General features: G+C 73.9%; 16 protein-coding genes. 8 read left to right on the top strand and 8 right to left on the bottom strand.

Features of this window, described 5'->3' with window-relative positions; translation table 11 throughout:
* Positions 1–55: 55 nt before the first annotated feature.
* The 5 genes from ACF062_RS19485 to secD all read left to right on the top strand — a co-directional run bounded on the left by ACF062_RS19485 (position 56) and on the right by secD (position 7,182).
* A complete protein-coding gene (locus ACF062_RS19485; RefSeq protein WP_392139673.1) occupies positions 56–1,780 on the top strand; it encodes a class I mannose-6-phosphate isomerase in 1,725 nt (574 codons plus the stop codon).
* Positions 1,777–2,634 carry an ROK family protein gene (locus tag ACF062_RS19490; RefSeq protein WP_392139675.1) on the top strand — a complete coding sequence of 286 codons (858 nt, stop codon included), beginning with the start codon at positions 1,777–1,779 and terminating at the stop codon, positions 2,632–2,634. The genes ACF062_RS19485 and ACF062_RS19490 overlap by 4 nt, the downstream gene beginning before the upstream one ends.
* Before the next feature lie 125 nt (positions 2,635–2,759).
* Positions 2,760–3,740, top strand: a complete 981-nt coding sequence (locus ACF062_RS19495) for a LacI family DNA-binding transcriptional regulator (RefSeq protein ID WP_392140247.1) — start codon at positions 2,760–2,762, stop codon at positions 3,738–3,740.
* Between the two features lie 125 nt (positions 3,741–3,865).
* A complete protein-coding gene (locus ACF062_RS19500; protein WP_392139677.1) occupies positions 3,866–4,213 on the top strand; it encodes a hypothetical protein in 348 nt (115 codons plus the stop codon).
* A gap of 611 nt (positions 4,214–4,824) precedes the next feature.
* The gene (gene secD / locus ACF062_RS19505; protein ID WP_392139678.1) at positions 4,825–7,182 is read left to right on the top strand and encodes a protein translocase subunit SecD; all 2,358 of its coding nucleotides are present in this window, start codon (positions 4,825–4,827) and stop codon (positions 7,180–7,182) included.
* 145 nt (positions 7,183–7,327) lie between these two features.
* On the opposite strand, the gene ACF062_RS19510 is transcribed toward secD, so the two are convergent.
* Positions 7,328–7,918, bottom strand: coding sequence for a TetR family transcriptional regulator (locus tag ACF062_RS19510; RefSeq protein ID WP_392139680.1), 591 nt, complete (start codon positions 7,916–7,918; stop codon positions 7,328–7,330).
* 105 nt (positions 7,919–8,023) lie between these two features.
* Between ACF062_RS19510 and ACF062_RS19515 the strand changes: the two genes are divergently transcribed.
* Positions 8,024–8,959, top strand: a complete 936-nt coding sequence (locus ACF062_RS19515) for an oxidoreductase (RefSeq protein ID WP_392139682.1) — start codon at positions 8,024–8,026, stop codon at positions 8,957–8,959.
* 52 nt (positions 8,960–9,011) lie between these two features.
* Here the strand turns inward: ACF062_RS19515 and ACF062_RS19520 are convergent, their stop codons facing one another.
* A complete protein-coding gene (locus ACF062_RS19520; protein WP_356570768.1) occupies positions 9,012–9,854 on the bottom strand; it encodes a DUF1206 domain-containing protein in 843 nt (280 codons plus the stop codon).
* A gap of 167 nt (positions 9,855–10,021) precedes the next feature.
* The gene (locus tag ACF062_RS19525; protein ID WP_392139684.1) at positions 10,022–10,504 is read right to left on the bottom strand and encodes an STAS domain-containing protein; all 483 of its coding nucleotides are present in this window, start codon (positions 10,502–10,504) and stop codon (positions 10,022–10,024) included.
* 319 nt (positions 10,505–10,823) lie between these two features.
* On the opposite strand from ACF062_RS19525, the gene ACF062_RS19530 reads away from it, so the two are divergent.
* A complete protein-coding gene (locus ACF062_RS19530; RefSeq protein ID WP_392139686.1) occupies positions 10,824–11,951 on the top strand; it encodes a hypothetical protein in 1,128 nt (375 codons plus the stop codon).
* A 10-nt stretch (positions 11,952–11,961) separates the two neighbouring features.
* On the opposite strand, the gene ACF062_RS19535 is transcribed toward ACF062_RS19530, so the two are convergent.
* The 5 genes from ACF062_RS19535 to ACF062_RS19555 form a co-directional block, all read right to left on the bottom strand.
* Positions 11,962–12,099: a hypothetical protein gene (locus ACF062_RS19535; RefSeq protein WP_392139688.1), complete on the bottom strand. Its 138-nt coding sequence runs from the start codon at positions 12,097–12,099 to the stop codon at positions 11,962–11,964.
* 7 nt (positions 12,100–12,106) lie between these two features.
* Entirely contained in the window at positions 12,107–13,720 is a 1,614-nt protein-coding gene (locus tag ACF062_RS19540; protein WP_392139690.1) for a sigma-70 family RNA polymerase sigma factor, read from the bottom strand.
* Between the two features lie 89 nt (positions 13,721–13,809).
* The gene (locus tag ACF062_RS19545; RefSeq protein WP_392139692.1) at positions 13,810–16,953 is read right to left on the bottom strand and encodes a LuxR C-terminal-related transcriptional regulator; all 3,144 of its coding nucleotides are present in this window, start codon (positions 16,951–16,953) and stop codon (positions 13,810–13,812) included.
* 41 nt (positions 16,954–16,994) lie between these two features.
* On the bottom strand, positions 16,995–17,927 hold the full coding sequence (locus ACF062_RS19550) for an alpha/beta hydrolase (protein WP_392139693.1): 933 nt from the start codon (positions 17,925–17,927) through the stop codon (positions 16,995–16,997).
* Between the two features lie 473 nt (positions 17,928–18,400).
* Positions 18,401–19,033: an RNA polymerase sigma factor gene (locus ACF062_RS19555; RefSeq protein WP_392139695.1), complete on the bottom strand. Its 633-nt coding sequence runs from the start codon at positions 19,031–19,033 to the stop codon at positions 18,401–18,403.
* 154 nt (positions 19,034–19,187) lie between these two features.
* Between ACF062_RS19555 and ACF062_RS19560 the strand changes: the two genes are divergently transcribed.
* The gene (locus tag ACF062_RS19560; RefSeq protein ID WP_392139697.1) at positions 19,188–20,210 is read left to right on the top strand and encodes a MerR family transcriptional regulator; all 1,023 of its coding nucleotides are present in this window, start codon (positions 19,188–19,190) and stop codon (positions 20,208–20,210) included.
* Positions 20,211–20,348: the final 138 nt, after the last annotated feature.

The raw sequence follows: 20,348 nt of genomic DNA on the forward strand, positions 1-20,348 counted from the left end.
CCCGCGAGTGTCACCGCAGTCCGCAGTTCTTGTACGTCCGCATGAAGGAGAACGTGTGTACCGGCTCGACCCGCGCTATGCCCCGGCCCCGGGAGCCGTCCTCGCCACCGGCTGGCGGGCCGTCGCCGCCCGGCTTGGCCACGCCCAGGCCCCCGCCACCGTCGCCGTGGACGGCCCGCCCACGGTCGACTGGGACCGTCTCGCCACCCGCCTGACCGAGGAACTGGCCGCGCTCGGCACGCCCGTGCGGACCCTGGACCTGCGCGCCCACCACGCCCCGCCCGACGCCGTGCGCCGCCGCACCGACGCCACCGACGACCCCCACTACGCGCGGCTCGCCGAGAACCCCCTGCGGGACCTCTTCGACGACCTGCCCGATCCACCGCGCCCCGCGGCGGGAGAACTGCTGCTCGTGCACGGGCCCGGTGCCTCGCTCCTCCCGCACGACCTGCTCTGGTACGCCGACCTGCCCAAGCGCCACGCCGAGTCCGCCGTGACCGCGGGCGCCGGCCACAACCTCGGACTGCCGCGCGAACGGGGCGACGTACGGCGGCTCTTCTACGTCGACTGGCCCATCCTCGACCGCCACCGCGACGCACTCGCCCCCCGCCTCGACGGCTGGCTCGACGTACAGGACCACGACCGCCCCACCTACATCGACGGCGACGGCCTGCGCGCCACCCTCGCGGACCTGTCCCGGCGCCCGGTGCGCACCCGGCCGTACTTCAACTCCACGCCGTGGGGCGGGCATTGGGCGCAACGCGCACTCGGCTTCGACCGCGGGGCCCGCAACACCGCCCTCGGCTACGAACTGATCGCCCCCGAAGCCGGCGTCCTCATCGGCACGCACCCGGGCCAACAGGCCGAGATCCCGTTCCAGCTGCTCTGCGTTCTGCACCCCGACGCGATGCTCGGTCCCGAAATCAGCGCCCGCTTCGGCACGTCCTTCCCGATCCGCTTCGACTACCTCGACACCGTGGACGGCGGCAACCTCTCGGTGCACTGCCACCCCAAGGAGCCGTACATGAGGGAACGGTTCGGCTGGCCCTACACCCAGCACGAGACGTACTACCTGACCCTCGGCGGCCCCGGAGCCCGCGTGTTCCTGGGCCTTCGTGAGGACGCCGACCTGGACCTCTTCCGCAAGGAGATCGAAGAGGCCGCGCACGACGGCGTGCCGATGGACCCGGAGGACCACGTCATGACCTTCCCCGCGGAACAGGGCCGCCTCTTCATGATCCCGGCCGGCATCCCGCACGCATCCGGCGCCGGAAACGTCGTCCTGGAGATCAGCGCCACCCCCTACCTCTACTCCCTGCGCTTCTACGACTGGCTGCGCCCCGACGCGAACGGCGAACCCCGGCCGCTCCCGTACGAACACGGCCTCGCCAACCTGGAGACGGAGCGGCGCGGCGACGCCGTCGTACGGGATCTCGTCCAGGAGCCGCGCACCCTGCGCCGGGGCGCGGGCTGGCGCGAGGAACTCCTCGGCGCCCTGGCGGAGATGTTCTACGAGGTGCGGCGCCACGTCCTCGACGGCGGCGCGGTGGCCGACGACGACACTAAGGGCCGCTTCCACGTACTGAACGTGGTGGAGGGCGAGGGCGTCGTGGTGCGCACGGCCGCGGGGGAGCGGCACACCCTCTCGTACGCCGAGACGCTGACGGTGCCCGCCGCGGTCGGCCGCTACCAGCTGGCGGCGATCGGCGAACGCCCGGTAAAGGTCGTCAAGGCCCTGGTCCGGCCGGACTCCTGCCGGTCCTCCCGCGGTGACTCATGAGACCCGTCCTGGAGATCGGCGGCACCCATGTGACGGCCGCCCTCGCCGACCCGCGCACCGCGACCGTCGCCCGGAGCGTGCGGCGGCCCATCGACGCCCGGGGCACCGCCGAACACATACTCGGCGCGGTGGTCCGCTGCGCCGGCGATCTGGAGGCGGCAGCCGGACAGGTCTGGGGCGTGGCGGTGCCCGGCCCGTTCGATCATGACAAGGGCATCGCCCGGTTCGAGGGCGTCGGCAAGTTCGAGGACCTGTACGGCATCGACGTACGGTCCGTGCTCCTGGACGGGGTGTGGCCGCGCCCCGCGGAGGCGGTGTTCCTGAACGACGCACACGCCTTCCTCCTCGGCGAGTGGCGGGCGGGCGCCGCGCGCGGGCACCACCGCTGCGTGGGCATCACCCTGGGGACCGGCGTCGGTTCGGCCTTCGCCGTCGACGGCGACGTACGGCGGACGGGGTCGGGGGTGCCGCCGCAGGGCCGCGTCGACCTCCTCCGGGAAGGCGGCAGACCGCTGGAGGACTGGGTGTCGCGCCGCGCGATCCTGGCGCGCTACGGCGGTGACGGGCCGGACGGATCCCTGGACGTGCGCGAGATCGCGGACCGGGCGCGTGCGGGGGAGCGGCGCGCCCGCCACGTCTTCGAGGAGACCTTCACGACCCTCGGCACCGTCCTCGCTCCCTACCTGCGTGCCTTCGACGCGACGGCCCTCGTCGTGGGCGGCGCCATGGCAGCCTCGTGGGACCTGATCCGCCCGGCCCTGCGCGCGGGCCTCGGGGACACGCCGGTCACACTGCGCGCCGGGGCGCTCGGTGAGAACGCGGCGCTGATCGGGGCGGCGGCGTACGTGACCTGAGACGGTGGGCTCGGCGGGCGTGACGACACGGCGGGAGCGGTGGGGCGTTGGACGGAACGGAACAGCACAGAAGGGGTGGCCAGCCCACCCTGCGGGACGTCGCCGAGCGCGCGGGCGTCAGCGCGATGACCGCGTCACGCGTGCTGCGCGACGATCCGCAGGTGCTGCCCGCCACCCGTGAGCGGGTCCGGGCAGCGGCCGCCGCGCTCGGTTACCGCCCCAACGAGGTGGCCCGCAGCCTCCGGCTCGGCCGCGGCTCGGGCCTGGTCGGACTCGTCGTCACCAACCTCGCCAACCCCTTCTACTCACGCCTTGCCCTCGGCGTCGACTCCGTCGTCGTCAAGGACGGGCTGAAGACGGTCATCGGCAACACCGGGCAGGACCCGCACGCCGAACGGGAGCTGGTGGCCGACCTCGTGGCCCGCCGCGTCGACGGCATCATCGCCGTGCCCGCGGGCGCCGATCAGCGTCACCTCGCCGCGGCGGCGGCCGAGGGGGTGCCGGTGGTCCTCGCCAGCCGCCCGCCGGAGGGCTTCGCCGCCGACTGCGTCCTGGTCGACGACTTCGGCGGCGCCCATGACGCCACGGCCCGCCTCGTGCGACGCGGGCACCGCCGCATCGGCTTCCTCGGCTCCCCGCCCGCCGTGCACACCGGCACCGAACGGCTGCGCGGTTACGCGGCAGCCCTGTCCGCGGCGGGCCTCGCCGTCGACGACCGCCTCGTGCGCCAGGGCCAGACGGAACCGCACGAGGCGACGCGCGCGGCCGCCGACCTGCTCGCGCTGCGCGAGCCGCCGACCGCGCTGTTCTGCTCCAACAACCGCAACACGATAGGGGCGTTCCGCGCGATCCGCGCCCTGCGGTCCTCCGGTGGCCCCGAGGTCGCCCTCGCGGGCTTCGACGACTTCGAACTGGCCGACGCGCTGGGACTGCCCCTCACGCTCGTCGCCTACGACAGCGACGAACTGGGCCGCGCGGCAGCCCGGCTCCTCGCCACCCGCCTGAACGCCAGCGGGCCCGGCACGGCCACGAGGGGGCGTCCTGTGCCGCCGCCTCGGCAGGTCGTGGTGCCGACGAGCCTGGTGGAGTACGAGGGAGGCAGATAGTCCGCGGAACGCTCGGCGTGGGGCGGAACCGCCCGCGCGCCCCGTACGTTGAGCGGGGCGGGTCGCGCCGTGCGTGGCCGTCGGGCAGATGACCGTCGGGTGCGGACGAGGGGACGGAGGCACGCGTGTCGCAGCGGAGCCGTCCCGCGCGCCTGGCCGCCGCCGCGCTCTCCCTCGTCGTCACCGTCCTCGCCGTCTTCGCACCGTCCGCCGCCGAACCGCTCACCCACCACACGGTGGCGGCGCACGCGGGCAAGCAGACCGGGCCCGAGGATGTCCCCGCGCTGCGCGTCGTAGCGCACCGCCTCGACACCCATATCCCGGGACCGCATCCGGTCGGCCCCGCACGCACGGCCCCCGACCCGGCGCCGCACCGCGCCACGGGTGGCCCGGCGTCGCACCCGGCCGCCGCGCGAGTGCGAGCGCACGAGGCGGCCGACACCGCCGCCCCGCGCGCCCCGCCCCACCGATGAGCACACAGACAGCCCCCGACGCCTGACCCGGCCCGCGCCACGCCGCCCGGTCACGCGTCCTTCCGTCCTGCCTTCATCGTGGAGAACCCATGTCCCGTGCGCCTGAGCCCAGTGCGCCTGAACCCCGCGAGCCCAAGCCCGCTGCGTCCGCACCGGGCGAGCCCGCGTCCACACCGGGCGAGCCCGCATCCGCTCGACCCCGCCCCGGCACGGGCGAATCCGCTTCGCCCCACGCCGGCACGTCCGCATCCGCTCGGCCTGAACCCGGTCCATCCGAGTCTGCTCGCCCGCTCCCTGGTACGTCTGCGTCCGCGCAGCCCGATGCGTCTGCGTCTGTGTCTGCTCGGCCTGACCCCGACGCTTCTGCGTCCGCTCGGCCCAGCCCCGGTACGGCTGCGTCCGCTCGGCCCGACCCCGGTACGCGCGAACCTGCTCCGCCCCACCCCGATATGCCCGCCTCCGTGCGGCCCGACCCCGGTACGTCCGCGTCCGCTCCGCCCCACCCCCGCACGCGCGAATCCACTCGACCCCACCCCCGTACGCGCAAACCCGCTAGGCCCCGCCCCAGCGGCCCCCGCGCAGCCACCGCGGTCAAGCAGACCGGTACGCGCATGCCCGGTACGGGCAAGTCCCGCGCACCCCTGTGGCGGGCCGTCGTCGCTTTGTGTGTTGTTGCCCTCTCCCTCTACGTCGCCCTCACCCAGACCGCCCGCCTCGGGCTCGATCTGCGGGGCGGTACCCACATCGTCCTGGAGACCAAGGACTCACCCACCGTCGCGGCCGACGCCGCGTCCACCGACCGCGCCCTGGAAGTGTTGAGGCAGCGCGTCGACGCGCTCGGTGTCGCCGAACCCGGCCTCGCCCGCTCCGGTGAGAAACGGATCATCGTCGAACTTCCCGGCGTCCAGGACCCCCGCAAGGCCGCCGAAGTCATCGGCCGCACCGCCCAGCTGACGGTCCACCCGGTGACGGGGGAGAGCCCCGACCCGGGCGAGGCGAAGCCCGCGGCGGACGGCGCGCGCACCCTGGCCGACCCCGACCGGCCGGGGAACCATCTCGTCCTCGGCCCCACCGCGCTCTCCGGCACGGGCGTCAAGGACGCCGAGGCGCGCCTGGATCCGCAGTCGCTCGCGGGCTGGACCGTCTCGCTCGACTTCCACGGCAAGGCGGGCGACGCCTGGGCCCGCGTCACCGGCAAGGCGGCCTGCGCACCGCAGGGAGCGCCGGAGCGCCGCGTCGCCATCGCGCTCGACGACAAGATCATCTCGGCGCCCGACGTCAACCCGGACGTGGCGTGCGAGGTCGGCATCACCGGCGGCGAGACCCAGATCACCGGCGGCTTCAGCCAGACCGAGGCCCGCGACCTCGCCGCGCTCATCAAGGGCGGCGCCCTGCCGGTGCCCGTCGACATCGTCGAGCAGCGGACCGTCGGCCCCACGCTGGGCGCCGACGCCATCGCGGCGAGCACCCAGGCCGCCCTCATCGGCATCGCCCTGACCGCGCTGTTCATCACCGTCGTCTACCGGCTCCTCGGCTTCCTCGCGGCCCTCGCCCTCGCCCTCTACGGACTCATCTCGTACGCCGCCCTCGTGGCGCTCGGCGCGACACTGACCCTCCCCGGCCTCGCCGGTTTCGTCCTGGCCATCGGCATGGCCGTCGACGCCAACGTCCTCGTCTTCGAACGGGCGCGGGAGGAGTACCTCGGGCATCCCGGCGCCCGCTCCAGGGACCTGGCCAAACCGGTGCGCACCGGGTTCGCCAAGGCGTGGAGCGCGGTGATCGATTCGAACGTGACGACGCTGCTCGCCGCCGGACTGCTGTTCTTCTTCGCCACCGGGCCCGTCAAGGGCTTCGGCGTCACCTTGTGCATCGGCGTCCTCGCGTCCATGGTCACCGCGCTCGTCATCACGCGGGCCCTCGCCGACTTCGCCGTCGCCCGGGACTTCGTGCGCGGACGCCCCGCCCTGACCGGCATCGCCTCCACGGGCCGCGTCCGCACCTGGCTGGCCCGCCGCGACCCGGACCTGGTGCGCCACCGCCGCCGCTGGCTCGGCGCGAGCGCACTGCTGGTCGCCGTGGCCGTCGCGGGCATCGCGCTGCGCGGCCTGGACTTCGGCGTCGAGTTCACCGGCGGCCGTCTCGTCGAGTACAGCACCAGCAGGTCCGTCGACGCCGACACGGCGCGCGCCGCGGTGTCGGACGCCGGGTTCCCGCGCGCCGTGGTGCAGGAGTCCGGGGAGGGCGACATCAGCGTACGCACGGAGCGGCTCACCGACGACGAACAGCGGCGCGTCAAGGCGGCGTTGGAGAAGCCCGGCGGCACCGTCACCGTCGAGCGCGACGAACTGATCGGCCCGAGCCTCGGCGCCGAACTGCGTCAGAAGGCACTGATCGCCCTCGGCATCGCCGTCGCCGCCCAGCTGATCTATCTGAGCGTGCGCTTCCGCTGGACGCTCGCGGCGGCGGCCGTGTCCGCCATGGTCCACGACGTGCTGCTGGTGGTGGGCCTCTTCGCCTGGCTGGGCAAGCCGATCGACAGTGTCTTCCTCGCGGCGGTGCTCACCGTGATCGGCTACTCGGTCAACGACACGGTCGTCGTCTTCGACCGCGTACGCGAGGGCCGGCGCCGTGACCCGCGGGCGGAGCTGGCGGCCGTCGCCAACCGGGCGGTCGTGCAGACGCTGCCGCGCACAGTGAACACGGGCATGGGCGCGCTGTTCATCCTGACCGCCCTCGCGGCGCTTGGGGGCGACTCCCTCGCGGACTTCTCCCTGGCGCTGATCGCCGGGGTGGTGGTCGGCATGGCCTCGACGGTCTTCACGGCCGTCCCGATCGCCGTCGCGCTCGAACGGCGCAGCCCCGCGGCGCCGCCGTCCGGCCGAGGAGACCGTACGGCCGAAGTGCCCGACTCCTACAGCCCGTTGGAGGCGCGCAGGAGGAAGGAGCGGGGGACGGGGGCGGTCGTCTGATACGGCGGCGGGCGGCCCGGCGGGACCTCGCCGGGCCGCCCGCGAGGCGGTGCGGGAGTCCGGCGAGCGGAGCTCCGGGGGACTAGGGCCTGTCTGGCAATTCGCGTCGTCGCCCGCGAGGCAGGCGGGAATTGTCAGACAGGCCCTAGCGCCCCGCCCCGCCGTCCAGCGCCGGGACGATCACCGCGAAGGCCTGGTCGAGCAGAGCGGCCGGGTCGTCGGCGCCGTCACTGTCGCACCACCGCCGCAGCACCGCGTCGAAGGCGGTCAGCGCCATCCCGGCCGCCAGTCCCGGATACAGCTCCGTTTCGGGGGCGAGCCCGAGACGCTGCCCCAACTGCGTGGTCAGATCGTCGCGCCAGTGCGCCTGCCGTTCGAGGAAGCGCGCGTGCAGGGCGGGCGTGCGCAGGATCAGCCGCACGACGCACAGTGCCCTCTCGGAGTCGGCGGCGCAGGCGCGCAGGGGGATCCGAACGGCGTGCAGCAGCGCCTCGGAGGGGCGCTCGTCGGCGGGACGGTCCGCCAGCTCCGTACGCATGTCCGAGCCCATGTCGGCGAGGAACTGGACGACCACGTCTTCCTTGGAGGCGAAGTACCGGAAGAACGTGCGCCGGGAGACACCGGCGGCGGCCACGATCTCGTCGATGGTGACGCCGTCGTACCCCTTCAGTGCCAGCAACTGCAGTGCCGACTCGGTCAGTTCGTCGGAGACGAGCCGGCGCTTGCGCTCGGCCATGCTCACTTCTGGACGGTGACTCACCCCGCCATCGTACACGTCATGCCTCCAATGACACTCAGAAGCGCATTGACACTCAGTGTCATGCGGTGCACGATGTGCCGCATGACGCAGCAGCAGTGGACCATCGATCGGATTCCGGACCAGACAGGCCGGGTGTTCGTCGTCACCGGGGCCAACAGCGGTCTCGGCCTGGCGACCACGCGGGCGCTCGCACGCAGAGGCGGGCAGGTGATCCTCGCCGTGCGCGACGAGGAGAAGGGCCGCCGGGCCGTCGCCGAGATCACCGCCGAACAGCCGGACGCGAAGCTGGAGGTGCGCCGCCTGGACCTGGCCGATCTCGACTCGGTCGGCACCTTCGCCGCCCGCATGCGCGCCGAGCACCCGCGCCTTGACGTACTGGTCAACAACGCCGGGGTGATGGCGCCGCCCCGCACGCTGAGCGCACAGGGCCATGAACTCCAGTTCGCCGCCAACCATCTCGGGCACTTCGCGCTCACGGCAGCGCTGCTCGACCTGCTGAGCGCGGGCGACGATCCCCGCGTGGTGACGGTGAGTTCGGTGAACCACCGGCAAGGACGCCTCTTCTTCGACGACCCGCACGGCGAGCGCGGCTACCGGCCCATGGCCTTCTACAACCAGTCGAAGCTCGCCAACGCCGTCTTCGGCCGCGAACTCCACCTGCGCCTCACCGAGGCGAAGAGCCCCGTCCGCAGCGTGCTCGCCCACCCCGGCTACACGGCCACCAATCTCCAGCTGCACGGACCCATCGGCCTGTGGCGCGTCCTGCTCGGCCGCATCGGCAACCCGCTGTTCGCCCAACGCCCGGCCGACGGTGCCCGGCCACAGCTGTACGCGGCCACCGACCCGAGCGTGCGGAGCGGCGAGTTCATCGGCCCCGGCGGCGTCGCCGAGCTGCGGGGCGCGCCGAAGCGGGTGGCGTTGTCGGCCACGGCGACCGATGCCGGGACGGGCCGCAGGCTGTGGGAGCTTTCGGAGCGGCTGACCGGCGTGCGGTACGAGTTCCCGACCTCGGTCTGAGCCCGCGCCCCACGGCCGCCTTTCGGGGGCCCGGGGCGGCGGCAGCGGCCCGTCAGATCTTGCGCCAGCGCGCGTTCACCCAGGAGAAGAGGCCGAAGGCGACGAGACCGACCGCGATGAGGGCGAGCAGCCAGGGCCCGAAGCCGGTCTCGGTGAAGGAGCGCAGGGTGTTGTCGATGCCCTTGGCCTCACCGGGCTCGTGCTGCAACGCGGCGGTGAGGGCGAACCCCCCGGCCACGGCGAAGACCGTGCCCCGGGCCACTCCACCGGCGATCCCGAGGACGTCCGTGACCTGCCGCATCCGTCGCGGCATCTCCGAGAGCCGCAGCCGCTTGTGGAACTTGCGCAGCAGCGCGCGTCCGGCGATCCACAACCCGGCGACGAGCACACCGGCGCCCGCGGCGGCGACGATCCACTGGCCGCCGGGCCAGTCAAGGGCCTTCGCCGTCACGTCCTTGGTCTGCCGGTCGCTGGAGCCGCTGCCGCTGCCCTCGTCGCCCGTCGCGTACGCGAGGACGGAATACGACACGAACACGTAGAAGAGGAAGCGCGCCCCGGACAGCGCCCGCTTGCCCGCCTTGTCCCCGTCGGGTCCCGCCTGCCCGAAGAGGGCCTCCGAGAGCCGCCACAGTGCCATCCCGGCCAGGGCGATGCCGAGCAGCCACAGTAGTACGTTCCCGAAGGGCCGGTCCGCGAGTTCCGCCACGGCGCCCCCGCGGTCGGCCTGCCGGCCCCCGCCGTCGGAGAAGGCGATGCGCAGGGCCAGCGCTCCGATGAGGAGGTAGATCACTCCGCGGCCGACGAAACCGGCCCGCGCCACCGCGTCGACGGTGCGTCCCTTGGCGGCTCGCCTGGCCCGCCCCTTCCCGTTCGCTGTCACCGAAGGCAGATGCATGGCTTCCAAGTGCCCGCGCGGTACCGCCTTATGCGGTCCGAGCGGGTCTTCGCAGGTCACAAAGGGGTCTTTCCGTACACCGTACGTCGGACGGAACTTGTCGCGCGAGCGGTCGGGACGGGGGCCGGGCGGAGGCGGAGGCCGGTCGGCGTCGGGGGGGGGGCGGATCAGTGGTGTCCGGTGCGGGCTCCCGGCCGCCCGCCCGTGTACGGGGGGCAGGCCGGGATCGTGAACGTCCGGTCGAGGCGGGTGATGCGGAGTACGCGCCAGTTCCGCGGACTGCCGGGCACGAGCCACAGGGTGCCCTGCCCCGCGGCCACGTACTGCCGGATCCGCACCAGCAGCCGCAGGCCGCCGGCGTCGAGGAACGTCACCTTTCGCAGGTCGGCCACGACTTGGTGGCCCGCCCGGTCGAGGAGCGCTGTCACACGGGGGGTGAGTTCCTGGTCGGCCCAGGCGTCGAGCTCACCCCAGAACGCAAGGACATCTGTGCCGTTCACCACGCGGTGTTGCAGGCCGAAGGTGAAGTCGGCGGTGCCCGTTTCCCAGTCCAGCAGTGTCCTGCCTCCTTCACTCAGCGTAACCGATCGGGGGGTGGCGAGGCGTTCGGAGACCGGCGCCTGACGCCACCGTCCAGGGGGCACAGTCATGGGCGGCACCGAGGTCCTATGTCCATCGTTCCCGCTCAGCGGCGTTCGTACCCTTGTCTGGGCGGTAGTTTGAGCGAACTGCTGAACTGATCAAGGGTCAAGTCGGCGATTACGGAGTGTAATTACATGTCGGGGGGATGGCGGCGCGAGGGGAGAGTGGGCGGCCGACAGGCTGTGGTGGGCCGCCAAGTCCCTGAAAACGCGGCAAAACCGCCCACTCCAAGAAGCGCGGGCAATTCGTACGGATCGTCGCCAGGCTGTCGTGCGCGGGGCGAGCAGCGGATACGGTGCTGACGTGGTGATCGATAGGGAGGGGCCGGTGCCCGGTACTGCGCTGCTCATCGCGGCGGCCCCCGTCAGCAAGAGCCGTCTCGTGGACGCGGCTTCCGTGCTGCCCGTGCTCGCCGCGGTCTCACCGGCCGCGCTCGTCGGCACGGAGACCGCGAGCGTGGTGGAACTGGCGGACCCGCTGGACCCGCAGACGGTCCTCACCCGGCTGCGGGCCGCGGCCATGGCGCCCGGCCCTTTGACGATCTACCTCGTCGGGCAGGTCCATCTCGACCGCCGCCAGCGCCAGTTGCACGTCGCGCTCGCCCGGACCACCTCCGCGACCATGCGCTATACGGCGTTCCCCTGGCACTGGTTCACCCAGGAGCTGCGGCTGCGCCCGACGGGCAGCACCGCGCTCATCGCCGACCTGCACACCGACACCGAGAGCTGGCAGGCCCTGAACGAGCACCCGCTCGACGCGGGGCCCGGTGTCGCGCTGTACGGCCGCGTCGCCCCGCCGGCCCGGCGCCGCACCCCCGCGGTGCCCGCCTATATGAAGGCGCTCGCCACCATTTTGCGCAGCGGTCACCGCCCCCCGCTGCTCCCGCTCCACCAGCAGGCCGCCCAGTCCCTCGGCGAAGACGCCCCGGACCTGCTGCTCGCGCTCGACGCCCACGCGGCGCCGACCGCCGCCGCGACGCACCTCCCCCCGGCACCGGCCGCGAACCCGGCGGGCCCCGATCAGCACACCGACCCGCACGCGGCGATCACCGCGGCCGTCGAGGCGGGCCGGCACGGCGAGGCGGCGGCGCTCGCGGCCTCCTGGGAACAGACCGCCCTGCGTATGCATGGTCCGGGTTCGAACGAGGTCATCCATTGGATGGAAGTCCGCGCCGACCTGGCGCGGTTCGCCGGTGATCCGGCGCGCAGCTGCGAGACATGGCTCGCGGTGGCCTCGGCCCGCCTCACGGCCGGGCAGGCCCCCGACTCCCCAGAGGTCGAGGCCGCGGCCGACCGCGCCCACCACCTCTGGGACCGGGTACGCGACCCCGAGGCCGTCCGCGCCCTCGGCCCCGCCCTGATCCGCCTGCGCCGTCAGGTCCCGGGCCGCCAACGCGGCACGCTGACGCTGGCGCAGCGCCGCCTGGAGCAGTTCCACGGGCAGCGCGTCGGCTGAGGCCGTTCGGTCACCGGGCCTCGGCGGCGGTCTTCAGGCTACGCAGCCACGCCACGAGTCCGGCGCCCAGCGGGTCCTTCGCGTTCGGTACGGATTCGGATTCCACCTGCTCGCCGCTCCACGTCTCCGCCGTGCGCATGCTGGGCATGGGCCCGTCAGCCCGCCGTGCCGAAGGCCTGCGTCCACCAAGGCCCTCCGGAGCCGTTGTGGATGCCCACCCCCAGCTCCTTGAAGTCGCAGTTGAGGATGTTGGCGCGGTGGCCGGGGCTGTTCATCCAGGAGTCCATCACCGAGGCCGGGCTCTGCTGGCCCCGCGCGATGTTCTCGCCGTACGTGCTCCAGCGGTAGCCGGCCGCCGTGATGCGGTCGCCTGGGTCCGTGCCGTCCGGGCTGGTGTGGTCGAAGTAGTTGCGCGCCGCCATGTCGGCGGAGTGCTTCGTGGCGGCCGTGGCGAGCTTGCCGTTGGAGCGGACCGGGCCGCAACCCGCCTTCGCGCGCTCGGTGTTGACCAGTGCGACGACCTGCTCGGCCGTACCGCCCGCGGGCGCCGGAGCCGGGTCGGGCCGCTCCGGCTCCGGCTTGGGGGCGGGCTTGGACTCCGGCTTGGTCTTGGTTTTGCCGGGCACCGCAGACGGCTTCGGCTTCGGCTTCTTCTTCGGCTTCGTCTTGCTGGGCTTCGGCTTGGCGGACGGAGAGGCCGAACGCTTGGGGGAGGGGGACGCGCTCTTCGAGGGCGACGCCGGATCCGAGGCAGTGGCGGAGCCGGGAGCGGCGGCCGTGGCCGGGGAGGTCTGGTCCGACTCCGGGCCCGTCAGGAGATGGACCGCCGCGCCACCGGCGACCAGCGCGGCGACCGCCGCGGCCACCCCGGCGGTGCGGCGCCGACGCCTGGCGCGTTCCTGCCGGGCCAGCGTCCGCGCCGAGACCGGTACGCCGCCGTCCTGCGAGGCGGTGGCCGAGCCGACCATGACGAGATCGGGCCGCGTGACCCGCTGGGCGAGGGCCGCCCCCACCGGAACGAGAGCGAGCGCCACGAGCAGCCGCTCGGCGGGCACCAGATCGGACCAGTGGCCCGCGCAGACCGAGCAGTCACGGGCGTGACGGGCCAGCCGCTTGCGCCACAGCGCGGAGGGTACGCCGTCCCAGCCCGCGGTCAGCTCCTTGAGCCCGTCGCAGAGCGGCCCGGCAGCCAGGGCACGGACGACCACCCGCGCCGTCTCCAGCTGGGCCTTCATCCGCTGCACCCGCACCGCCGCGTGCTGCGGCGACAGCTCAAGGGCCTCGGCGACCTCCGCCCGCGTCAGCTCGCCCGCGGACTCCAGCCACCACAGGGACAGCAGGGCCCGGTCGTCCTCGTCCAGCCACCGGGTCGCCTCCGCCGTCTCCCTGCGCTGCCCGGAGAGACCGAGCCGCGTGATGGTCAGATCCACGAAGTCCGCGCCCGGATCCACCACGTCGTACCCGTCCTCCAGAGCGCCACCGCCGGGTATCGCGCTCGAAGCGCGCTCCCGCCAGTGGCCGCGTATCTGGTTCATGGTGATGGCCACCAGCCAGCTGCGGAAGTTCTCCGGGTCGCGCAGGCCGTCGAGACCGCCGAGGACGCGGAGCATGGTCTCCTGCACCACGTCGTCCACGTCCGCGTGGCCGTTCAGGGCCCGTCCGACGATGTTGTAGACCAGCGGAAGGTACTCCGCCACGAGCGCGTCCTGCGCCCGCTGGTTGCCGTCCTGCGCTGCCCTGACCATCGCGACTTGGCGTTCGCTGCTCACGCTGTGACCACTTTCTGTGTGGGGACCTGTCTCCTCCGACACAAGGGAGACGCGTGGCCCGGGCCCGGATAACGGAAAACCGGCCGGCCTCACGGCTCGTCGTGGGCGGTGAGCTGCTCGGACCTGGCCACGAGCCGGGACAGTTCGACGCGAGAGCGTACCCCGAGCAGCGCGAAGACGTTGCGGAGGTGATGGTCGACGGTTCTCGGACTCACCGACAGGCGCCGCGCCACCTCGCGGTTGGTGGCGCCCTCCGCGACGCAGCGGGCGATCCGCAGCTGCTGCGGAGTCAGTCCCGACAGGCCGCCGGGTGGCTCGGCGGCGCGGGCCTCCCCGGTGGCGCGCAGCTCGGCCCGCGCCTGCTCGGCCCAGGCGCGGGCGCCGCACCGCTCGAAGGAGACCAGGGCGTCGCGCAGCCTGCCCCTGGCCTCACCGGGGCGGCGCCTGCGCCGCAGCCACTTGCCGTACAGGAGCTGGGTGCGGGCACTCTCGAAGTCGCCGCCCACCAGTTCGTGGCGGGCGAGCGCCACCCTGTAGAGCGCGTCACCGTCCTCGGGGGCGGCGAGCAGGGCGTGGCAGCGGGCCAGCTGGGCGGGGGCCTGCGGGTCGGCGCCCTGAGCCGCCCACGCGGCGAACTCCGTGACGCAGACCCGGGCCGCGTCCGCCTCCCCGGCGAGGGAGGCCGCCTCCACGAAGCAGGGCACCGCGAGCATCCGCACGGCGAAGTGACCGCGCCGCGGCCCGGGGCGCACGACCGGGGCGAGCCGTGCGGCGGCCTCGGGTGCCCGGCCCCGGCCCAGGTCCACGCGGGCCAGCGCCCACTGGACCAGGGTCGCGGCCTGCGCGAGGCCGTGCCGGTCGGCGGTCCGCGCCGCCGCGGCCGCGTGGCCGGCGACGGCTTCGTCCTCGCCCTCCATGGACGCCACCAGGGCGAGGATCGCGTGATGCTGGGCGGCGATGTTGCGCTGCCCGGTGCGGCGCGCCGCGCGAAGGCCGTCCTCGGCGTGGGCCCGGGCGCGCGCGTGCCGCCCGGCCCGCAACTCGGCGTAGGCGAGATACTCCAGCGCCTTCGGTACGTGGATCTCCGTGCCCGAAGCTCGCGCGGCGGCCAAGGCCCGGGCGTTGATCCGCGACGCCGCCGCGAGGTCGCCCACGACGAGGGCCGCCACCCCGGCCCGCAGCAGCCGCGACGGCTCCTCGGCTCCCTGCCCCCGCGCCACGACCCCACGCAGCCCGCGACTCGCGGCACCGAGCCGCCCGCGCATGACGATGGACATGGCGGCGCGGTACTCCTCGGCGAGGATCTCTTCGGTGGGGGGTTCCTGGGCGGACGGCTGTCGGGCTGGCGGTCCTGGGGCGAGCGGCGGCTGTTCAGTAGCCGGTTCGTAGGTCGGGGGCTGTCCGGTAGGCGGTCCTGGGGTCAGTGGCGGCTGTTCAGTAGGCGGTTCGTAGGTCGGCGGCTTCTCGGGCGTCGACTCCTCCGCCAGCGGCTTCTTGAGCAGCGGCTTCTCGGGTGCCGACCCGTCTGCCAGCGGCTTCTCCGCCGGCCACCCTTCCGTCAGCGGCTCCTCGGGCAGTCGCGTCTCCGGCAGTGACCCCTCCGTCAGCGATTCATCGGGCCGTGGCTTCTCGGCCCGTGGATCCGCGCCGGCCGGTGCCGGCCTCGTGGCCTCCGTGCTCTGGGGAGTGTCCAGCACCGCCGGATACGCCGCAGCGTCCGGGGGAGTGCCCAGCGCCGCCAGATACGCCTCGGCGTCGCCCATGTCCCATGCCGCTGCCATCGCGCCCAGGCGGGCTTCCCGGGCGCGCTGGGGATCGTGTGGGGTGAGGAGGTCCGCCGCGAGCAGGAGGGCCTCGCGGGCGTCGGTCACGGGGCCGTCGTCGAGGGCCAGCTGTCCTCGGGTCAGCTCCACCGTGCCCCGTACCCGCGCGTCTGTCGACTCGGACTGGGCGGCGGCGAGCAGCTCCCGCGCCCGCGCCGGGCGGCCCGCGAGGCGGGCGTGGTGTGCGGCGGCGGCGCGGCGCAGGGCGCGCTCCCGCGTGGGCTCCGTGAGGTCGGCGGCAGCGGTGAGCGCCGCCGCGCGCAACGCGTGGGACGGCGCGGTTCCCGGAGCGTCCGCCGCGGCGGCCAGTGCCGTCGCGAGTCGGGTGTCGGTTCCCTCGGTCGCCAGGGCGCAGTGCAACAGGCGCGGCAGCGGAGACGTACGGCTGTCGTCGAGGACCGAGGCGAGCAGCCGGTGCGCGGCGCGGCGCCGGACGGGCGGAGCACCGGCGTACAGGGAGCGGCGCAGGCCGGGCGCGTCGAAGCGGATCCGGTCGGCCGTGCGGCGCACCAGCCCGGCCGCCTCCGCGGGCAGCAGGGACGCGCCGTCGAGCCCGGCCGCCGCCCCGGCCCGCAGGACCACCTCCGCGTCGGCGCCCGCAACCGCTGCCCCGGGCTCGTGCGCGGCGGCCGCAAGGAGCAGCAACTCGGCGGTGTCGGAGGGGAGGTCGGCAGGGTCTACGCCACCGTACGCAGGCACGGAACCGGCACACAGCCGCCGGGGCAGCGGAACCCGCCCCGCCAGCTGCTGCGGCGTCAGCGCGGCGACGAGCGCGCGGAGCGTCCCCGGATTGCCACCGGCCGCCTGGAGGAGTTCCCCCCGTACGACGGTGTCCGCGACCCCCCGCGTGAGGTCGTCGAAGAGCGCGGCGGCCTCGGCCGGGGCGAGCGGGTCGAGGTGGACGACGGGCAGCGCCGCCAGCTGCGGATCGTCCGCGCGGCACGCGGCGACGGAGAGGATGAGGCCCACGGGATGCGGCCCGCCGAGGCGACGGGCGGCGTACCCCAGGGCGGCGCGGGAAGCGGCATCCCACAGGTGCGCATCGTCCACGCAGACCAGCAGAGGCCGCCCGCCCGCCAGCTCGCGGACCACGGCGAGCACGGCCCCCGGCCCCTCCGGCAGCGGGCGCGGCGCGGCCCCCGTACACCAGAGGGAGTGGACCCCGCTGTACGGGATCAGGCTCTCGGCGGGGACGGCGCGCGTACTCAGCACCGTCCCCGACCGGAGGGAACGGAACGAGCGGACGGCGTGGGCGAGCAGCGTGCTCCGGCCGAGCCCCGGCGCCGCCGCCAGCACCAGGGCTCCGCCCCGCCCTTCGCGCACGCCGGTCAACAGGGCGTCGACGGCACGCAGTTGATCGCTCCGGCCGTATATCCGGAGGGGACCCGTCACAGTCGTCAGTCCGGCCACGACCGTCACGTTACTTCTGCGTAAAACTTCTTGGAACCCTCTCAGGAGGTGTGCGGGCAGTTGCCCCGGTACTCCTCTATCGTCGTGCTCGGCCGGGGCAGCGGGCAGAGGAACTTCTCATAGCGCACGTCGTTGTCGATGAACCGCTTGAGCCACGAGACGCTGTACTTCGCGATGGTGGTGTTCGAGGTGTTCGGCGTGAAATGGCTCGCGCCGTTCAGTTCCAGATACGCCTTGTCGAGGGAGCCGGGAAGGCTCTCGTAGAAGGGCTCCGAATGCGAGGAGACCGGGGCGACCGTGTCGCCGTCCGCGCCGACGACCAGGGTGGGCGTACGCAGTTCGGGCCACGTCTTGTCGAGGTTCCAGCCGGTCAGCGGGATCGCCGCCTGGAGCCCCGGCCGGCTCTTGGCGGCCTCCAGCGACCCGCCGCCGCCCATCGAGTGGCCCATGACGCCGAGCCGGCTGCTGTCGATGCGGCCGCGCACGGCGCTGCGCTGCGTCAAGTAGTCCAGCGCCGCCAGGAGTTGGGCGCCCCGGCTGGCGGGCTGGTCGACCGTGCTGAGGGTGTCGATGGTGAAGACGACGAAGCCCTGCGAGGCGAGCCGCGGCCCCAGCCACGAGATGGTCGACTGGGTGGCCGTGAAGCCGGGGGAGATCGCCACCGCGCCGAACGTACCGTCGGCGGTGCTCGTCGGGTAGTAGATCGTGCCGCCACCGAAGCCGGTGACGCCCAAGGAGGACACGCGCGTCTCGGACACGGCGTAGTGGCCGCGGGGGGCCTCGATGCTGGACACGGTCGGCTCGGGACCGCGTTCGTACGGATTCTCCGCGGCGCCCGCGCTGCCCGACTGGGCGGTGATCAGCCCACCCACGGCCAGAAGGGCGGCGAGCGCCGCCCGCAGGAGGCGTGGCCGCGGCCGTGACCTGCGCGGGGACGGAGGGCTGCCGGGGATCTCAAGACTGGACTGCTGCACGACGGTCGCATCCTTTCGACGGTGCGATGACTGGCAGCGGCCACTGTCCGGCCACATCCGCTCCGGGCACATCGGCGAAATCACCGGCCTTGAACGACCGGGCGACAGGACGACAGGGCGGCAGGGTGACAGGACGACCGCGCAACACGTGCACCGCTTTGGACGCGGAGGTACGCGGCTGTCGGCTCTGGCGGGCCGTGGGTGGCGCGTCGCCCGACGCTTGCCCACACCCACGGCCCCCGGCCGCCGTCCCGGGGGTGACGGCGGCACCCTCAGCGGCACCGACCCCGCTGAGGCGCACAGGGAGCGGGGGTCCGGCCACCCGGATGGCCCGCAGCCGGTGGCGGCCGAAGAGGGCTGCCCCTTGCCCCTGTGCTTCCGCCGCCGGGGGGCACGCGGATGCGGGGCGCCGAAGATTCTTCACGCATCTTCAATCACGCGTCGCCTTCACGCGTCTTCTTCACGCACCGTCCCTACCTGTCGCCCGGAGCCGCGTCCCGCAGGAGCGAACGCAGCCGGTGCATACCGCGCCGCGCGTGGCTCTTGACCGTGCCCAGCGGCCATCCGGTGCGCTCGGCGATCTGTGACTGCGTCAGGTCCTCGTAGAACGTCAGACACAGCACCGTCCGCTGCGCCGTCGGCAACCTCGCCAACTCCTCCGCCACAAGCACCCGGTCGAGCACCGCGTCCACCTCTTCGTGGTGCGGCCGCTCGATGCCGTACCGCGCCCCCACGCCTTCCACGAGGGCCGCCCTGCGGGACCGCGCCGCCAGCGCGTCCGCGATCTTCCGCCGGGTGATGCCGGTCAACCAGGCGGTGGGGCTGCCGAGTTCGGGGCGGTACCCCCGCCGACCGCGCCACGCCGCGAGGAACACCTGCTGGGCGACGTCCTCGGCCTCGCGGCTGTCACCGAGCGCGCGCCGGGCCAGCGCCTGCACCCGAGGGCCCCACTGCCGGTACACCGCGACGAGGCACGCCTCGTCACCGCGGGCCAGTCCCGCGGCCAGGGCGTCACGGCTGTCCGGCACCTCGGCTCTGTCCGGCACCTCGGCTCTGCCCGGCACTTCGGCGAAGGCCCGCGCGGGCCTTGGCACCGCTGCACTCATCGACGCCCGTCAGCTCCTCTTCACGATCGTCAACCGCCCTCCACCCGGCGGAAATCGGGCAGGCGGACCGAGGCCCCGGCCACGGCTGCGTCATACTCGGAGCAGCTCCCCGCACCCGGCAACCCGCGTCGTTTGTGCGTCGTATCGTGAGCGGATGAGCGAGCCTCGTGAACGCGGCGACCGTCCGGAGGGCACCCGGACGACCGAGGGCGCCGGGACCCCCGAAACCGGCCTCACCACAGGCGCCCTGGCGAGGCGCCTGGGAGTGTCACCCACGACGCTGCGCACCTGGGACCGCAGGTACGGCCTAGGTCCCGCCACGCGCGAGCCCGGCCACCACCGCCGCTGGACGGAGCGGGACATCGCGGTGGTCGAGGAGATGGGCCGCCTCACCTCGCTCGGGGTGCCGCCGGCCGACGCCGCGCGCGAGGCGCTCCGGCACGGCCCCGAGTCCGCCGCCCGCCTGCCGTCGCCCCGGCAGGCCCCCCGCGCCCACGAGGGATCACCGGACGCCTTCGTACGGCAACGGCGGGGCCTGTCGCGCGCGGCCGTTCGCCTCGACGCTCCCGCCGTCCAGGACGTGCTGACGAACGCGGTGGAGCGGCACGGTCTGATCGCCGCGTGGCAGGAGGTGATGGTGCCGACGCTGCACGCGGTGGGCCGCAGGTGGGAGGAGGCCGGTGACCGGTACGTGGAGGTGGAGCACCTGCTGTCCTGGCACGTCTCCCGTACCCTGCACCGCTGCGCCACCGCCCCGGCCGCGCCGTCCCCGGCGGCACCGCTCGTCCTGGCCTGCGTTCCCGGCGAGCAGCACTCGCTGCCGCTGGAGGCACTCAGCGCGGCGCTCGGCGAAGTGGGCGTCGCCCAGCGGATGTTCGGCGCGGCCGTGCCGGTCGAGGCGGTCTCGGCGGCGGTCCGCAGGACGGGTCCCGCGGTCGTCGTCCTGTGGTCGCAGGCCCGCTCCACCGCGAGCGTGCCGCTGGCCCGGCACATCGCCGACACCCGCTGGGGCGTGCGCGGTGCCCGCGGCAGGCCCGTCGTCATGCTCGGCGGACCGGGCTGGGCGGGGCCCGCGGTGCGCGGCGCCCTGCGGCCGACCACCCTGCGGGAGGCGCTGACACAGATCGGCAAGGTGTGCGGGGAGCGTGTCAACACCGCTTCTCGCCAACGCGGTTGATTCGCGGAGCGCGTCCGGCGCCCTTGACACGTGCGTACTGTTTCGCGACCTTTGAGCATCGCCGAGCAGTTCGCATCGGTCGACGACCGTGGAACCGCGCGTGCGCGGGTGATCACCTCGCGCGGACGTGATCAGCGG

This window comes from Streptomyces sp. NPDC015345, from assembly GCF_043078805.1.
Taxonomy (GTDB): domain Bacteria; phylum Actinomycetota; class Actinomycetes; order Streptomycetales; family Streptomycetaceae; genus Streptomyces.

Excerpts from the sequence above, each read along its gene's own strand:
- ACF062_RS19515 (WP_392139682.1), top strand. The coding sequence starts at position 8,024 with ATGACGCAGCAGCAGTGGACCATCGATCGGATTCCGGACCAGACAGGC.
- ACF062_RS19560 (WP_392139697.1), top strand. The coding sequence starts at position 19,188 with ATGAGCGAGCCTCGTGAACGCGGCGACCGTCCGGAGGGCACCCGGACG.
- ACF062_RS19520 (WP_356570768.1), bottom strand. The coding sequence starts at position 9,854 with ATGCATCTGCCTTCGGTGACAGCGAACGGGAAGGGGCGGGCCAGGCGA.
- ACF062_RS19535 (WP_392139688.1), bottom strand. The coding sequence starts at position 12,099 with ATGCCCAGCATGCGCACGGCGGAGACGTGGAGCGGCGAGCAGGTGGAA.
- ACF062_RS19525 (WP_392139684.1), bottom strand. The coding sequence starts at position 10,504 with ATGACTGTGCCCCCTGGACGGTGGCGTCAGGCGCCGGTCTCCGAACGC.
- secD (WP_392139678.1), top strand. The coding sequence starts at position 4,825 with ATGCCCGGTACGGGCAAGTCCCGCGCACCCCTGTGGCGGGCCGTCGTC.
- ACF062_RS19555 (WP_392139695.1), bottom strand. The coding sequence starts at position 19,033 with ATGAGTGCAGCGGTGCCAAGGCCCGCGCGGGCCTTCGCCGAAGTGCCG.
- ACF062_RS19510 (WP_392139680.1), bottom strand. The coding sequence starts at position 7,918 with ATGGCCGAGCGCAAGCGCCGGCTCGTCTCCGACGAACTGACCGAGTCG.
- ACF062_RS19495 (WP_392140247.1), top strand. The coding sequence starts at position 2,760 with ATGACCGCGTCACGCGTGCTGCGCGACGATCCGCAGGTGCTGCCCGCC.
- ACF062_RS19490 (WP_392139675.1), top strand. The coding sequence starts at position 1,777 with ATGAGACCCGTCCTGGAGATCGGCGGCACCCATGTGACGGCCGCCCTC.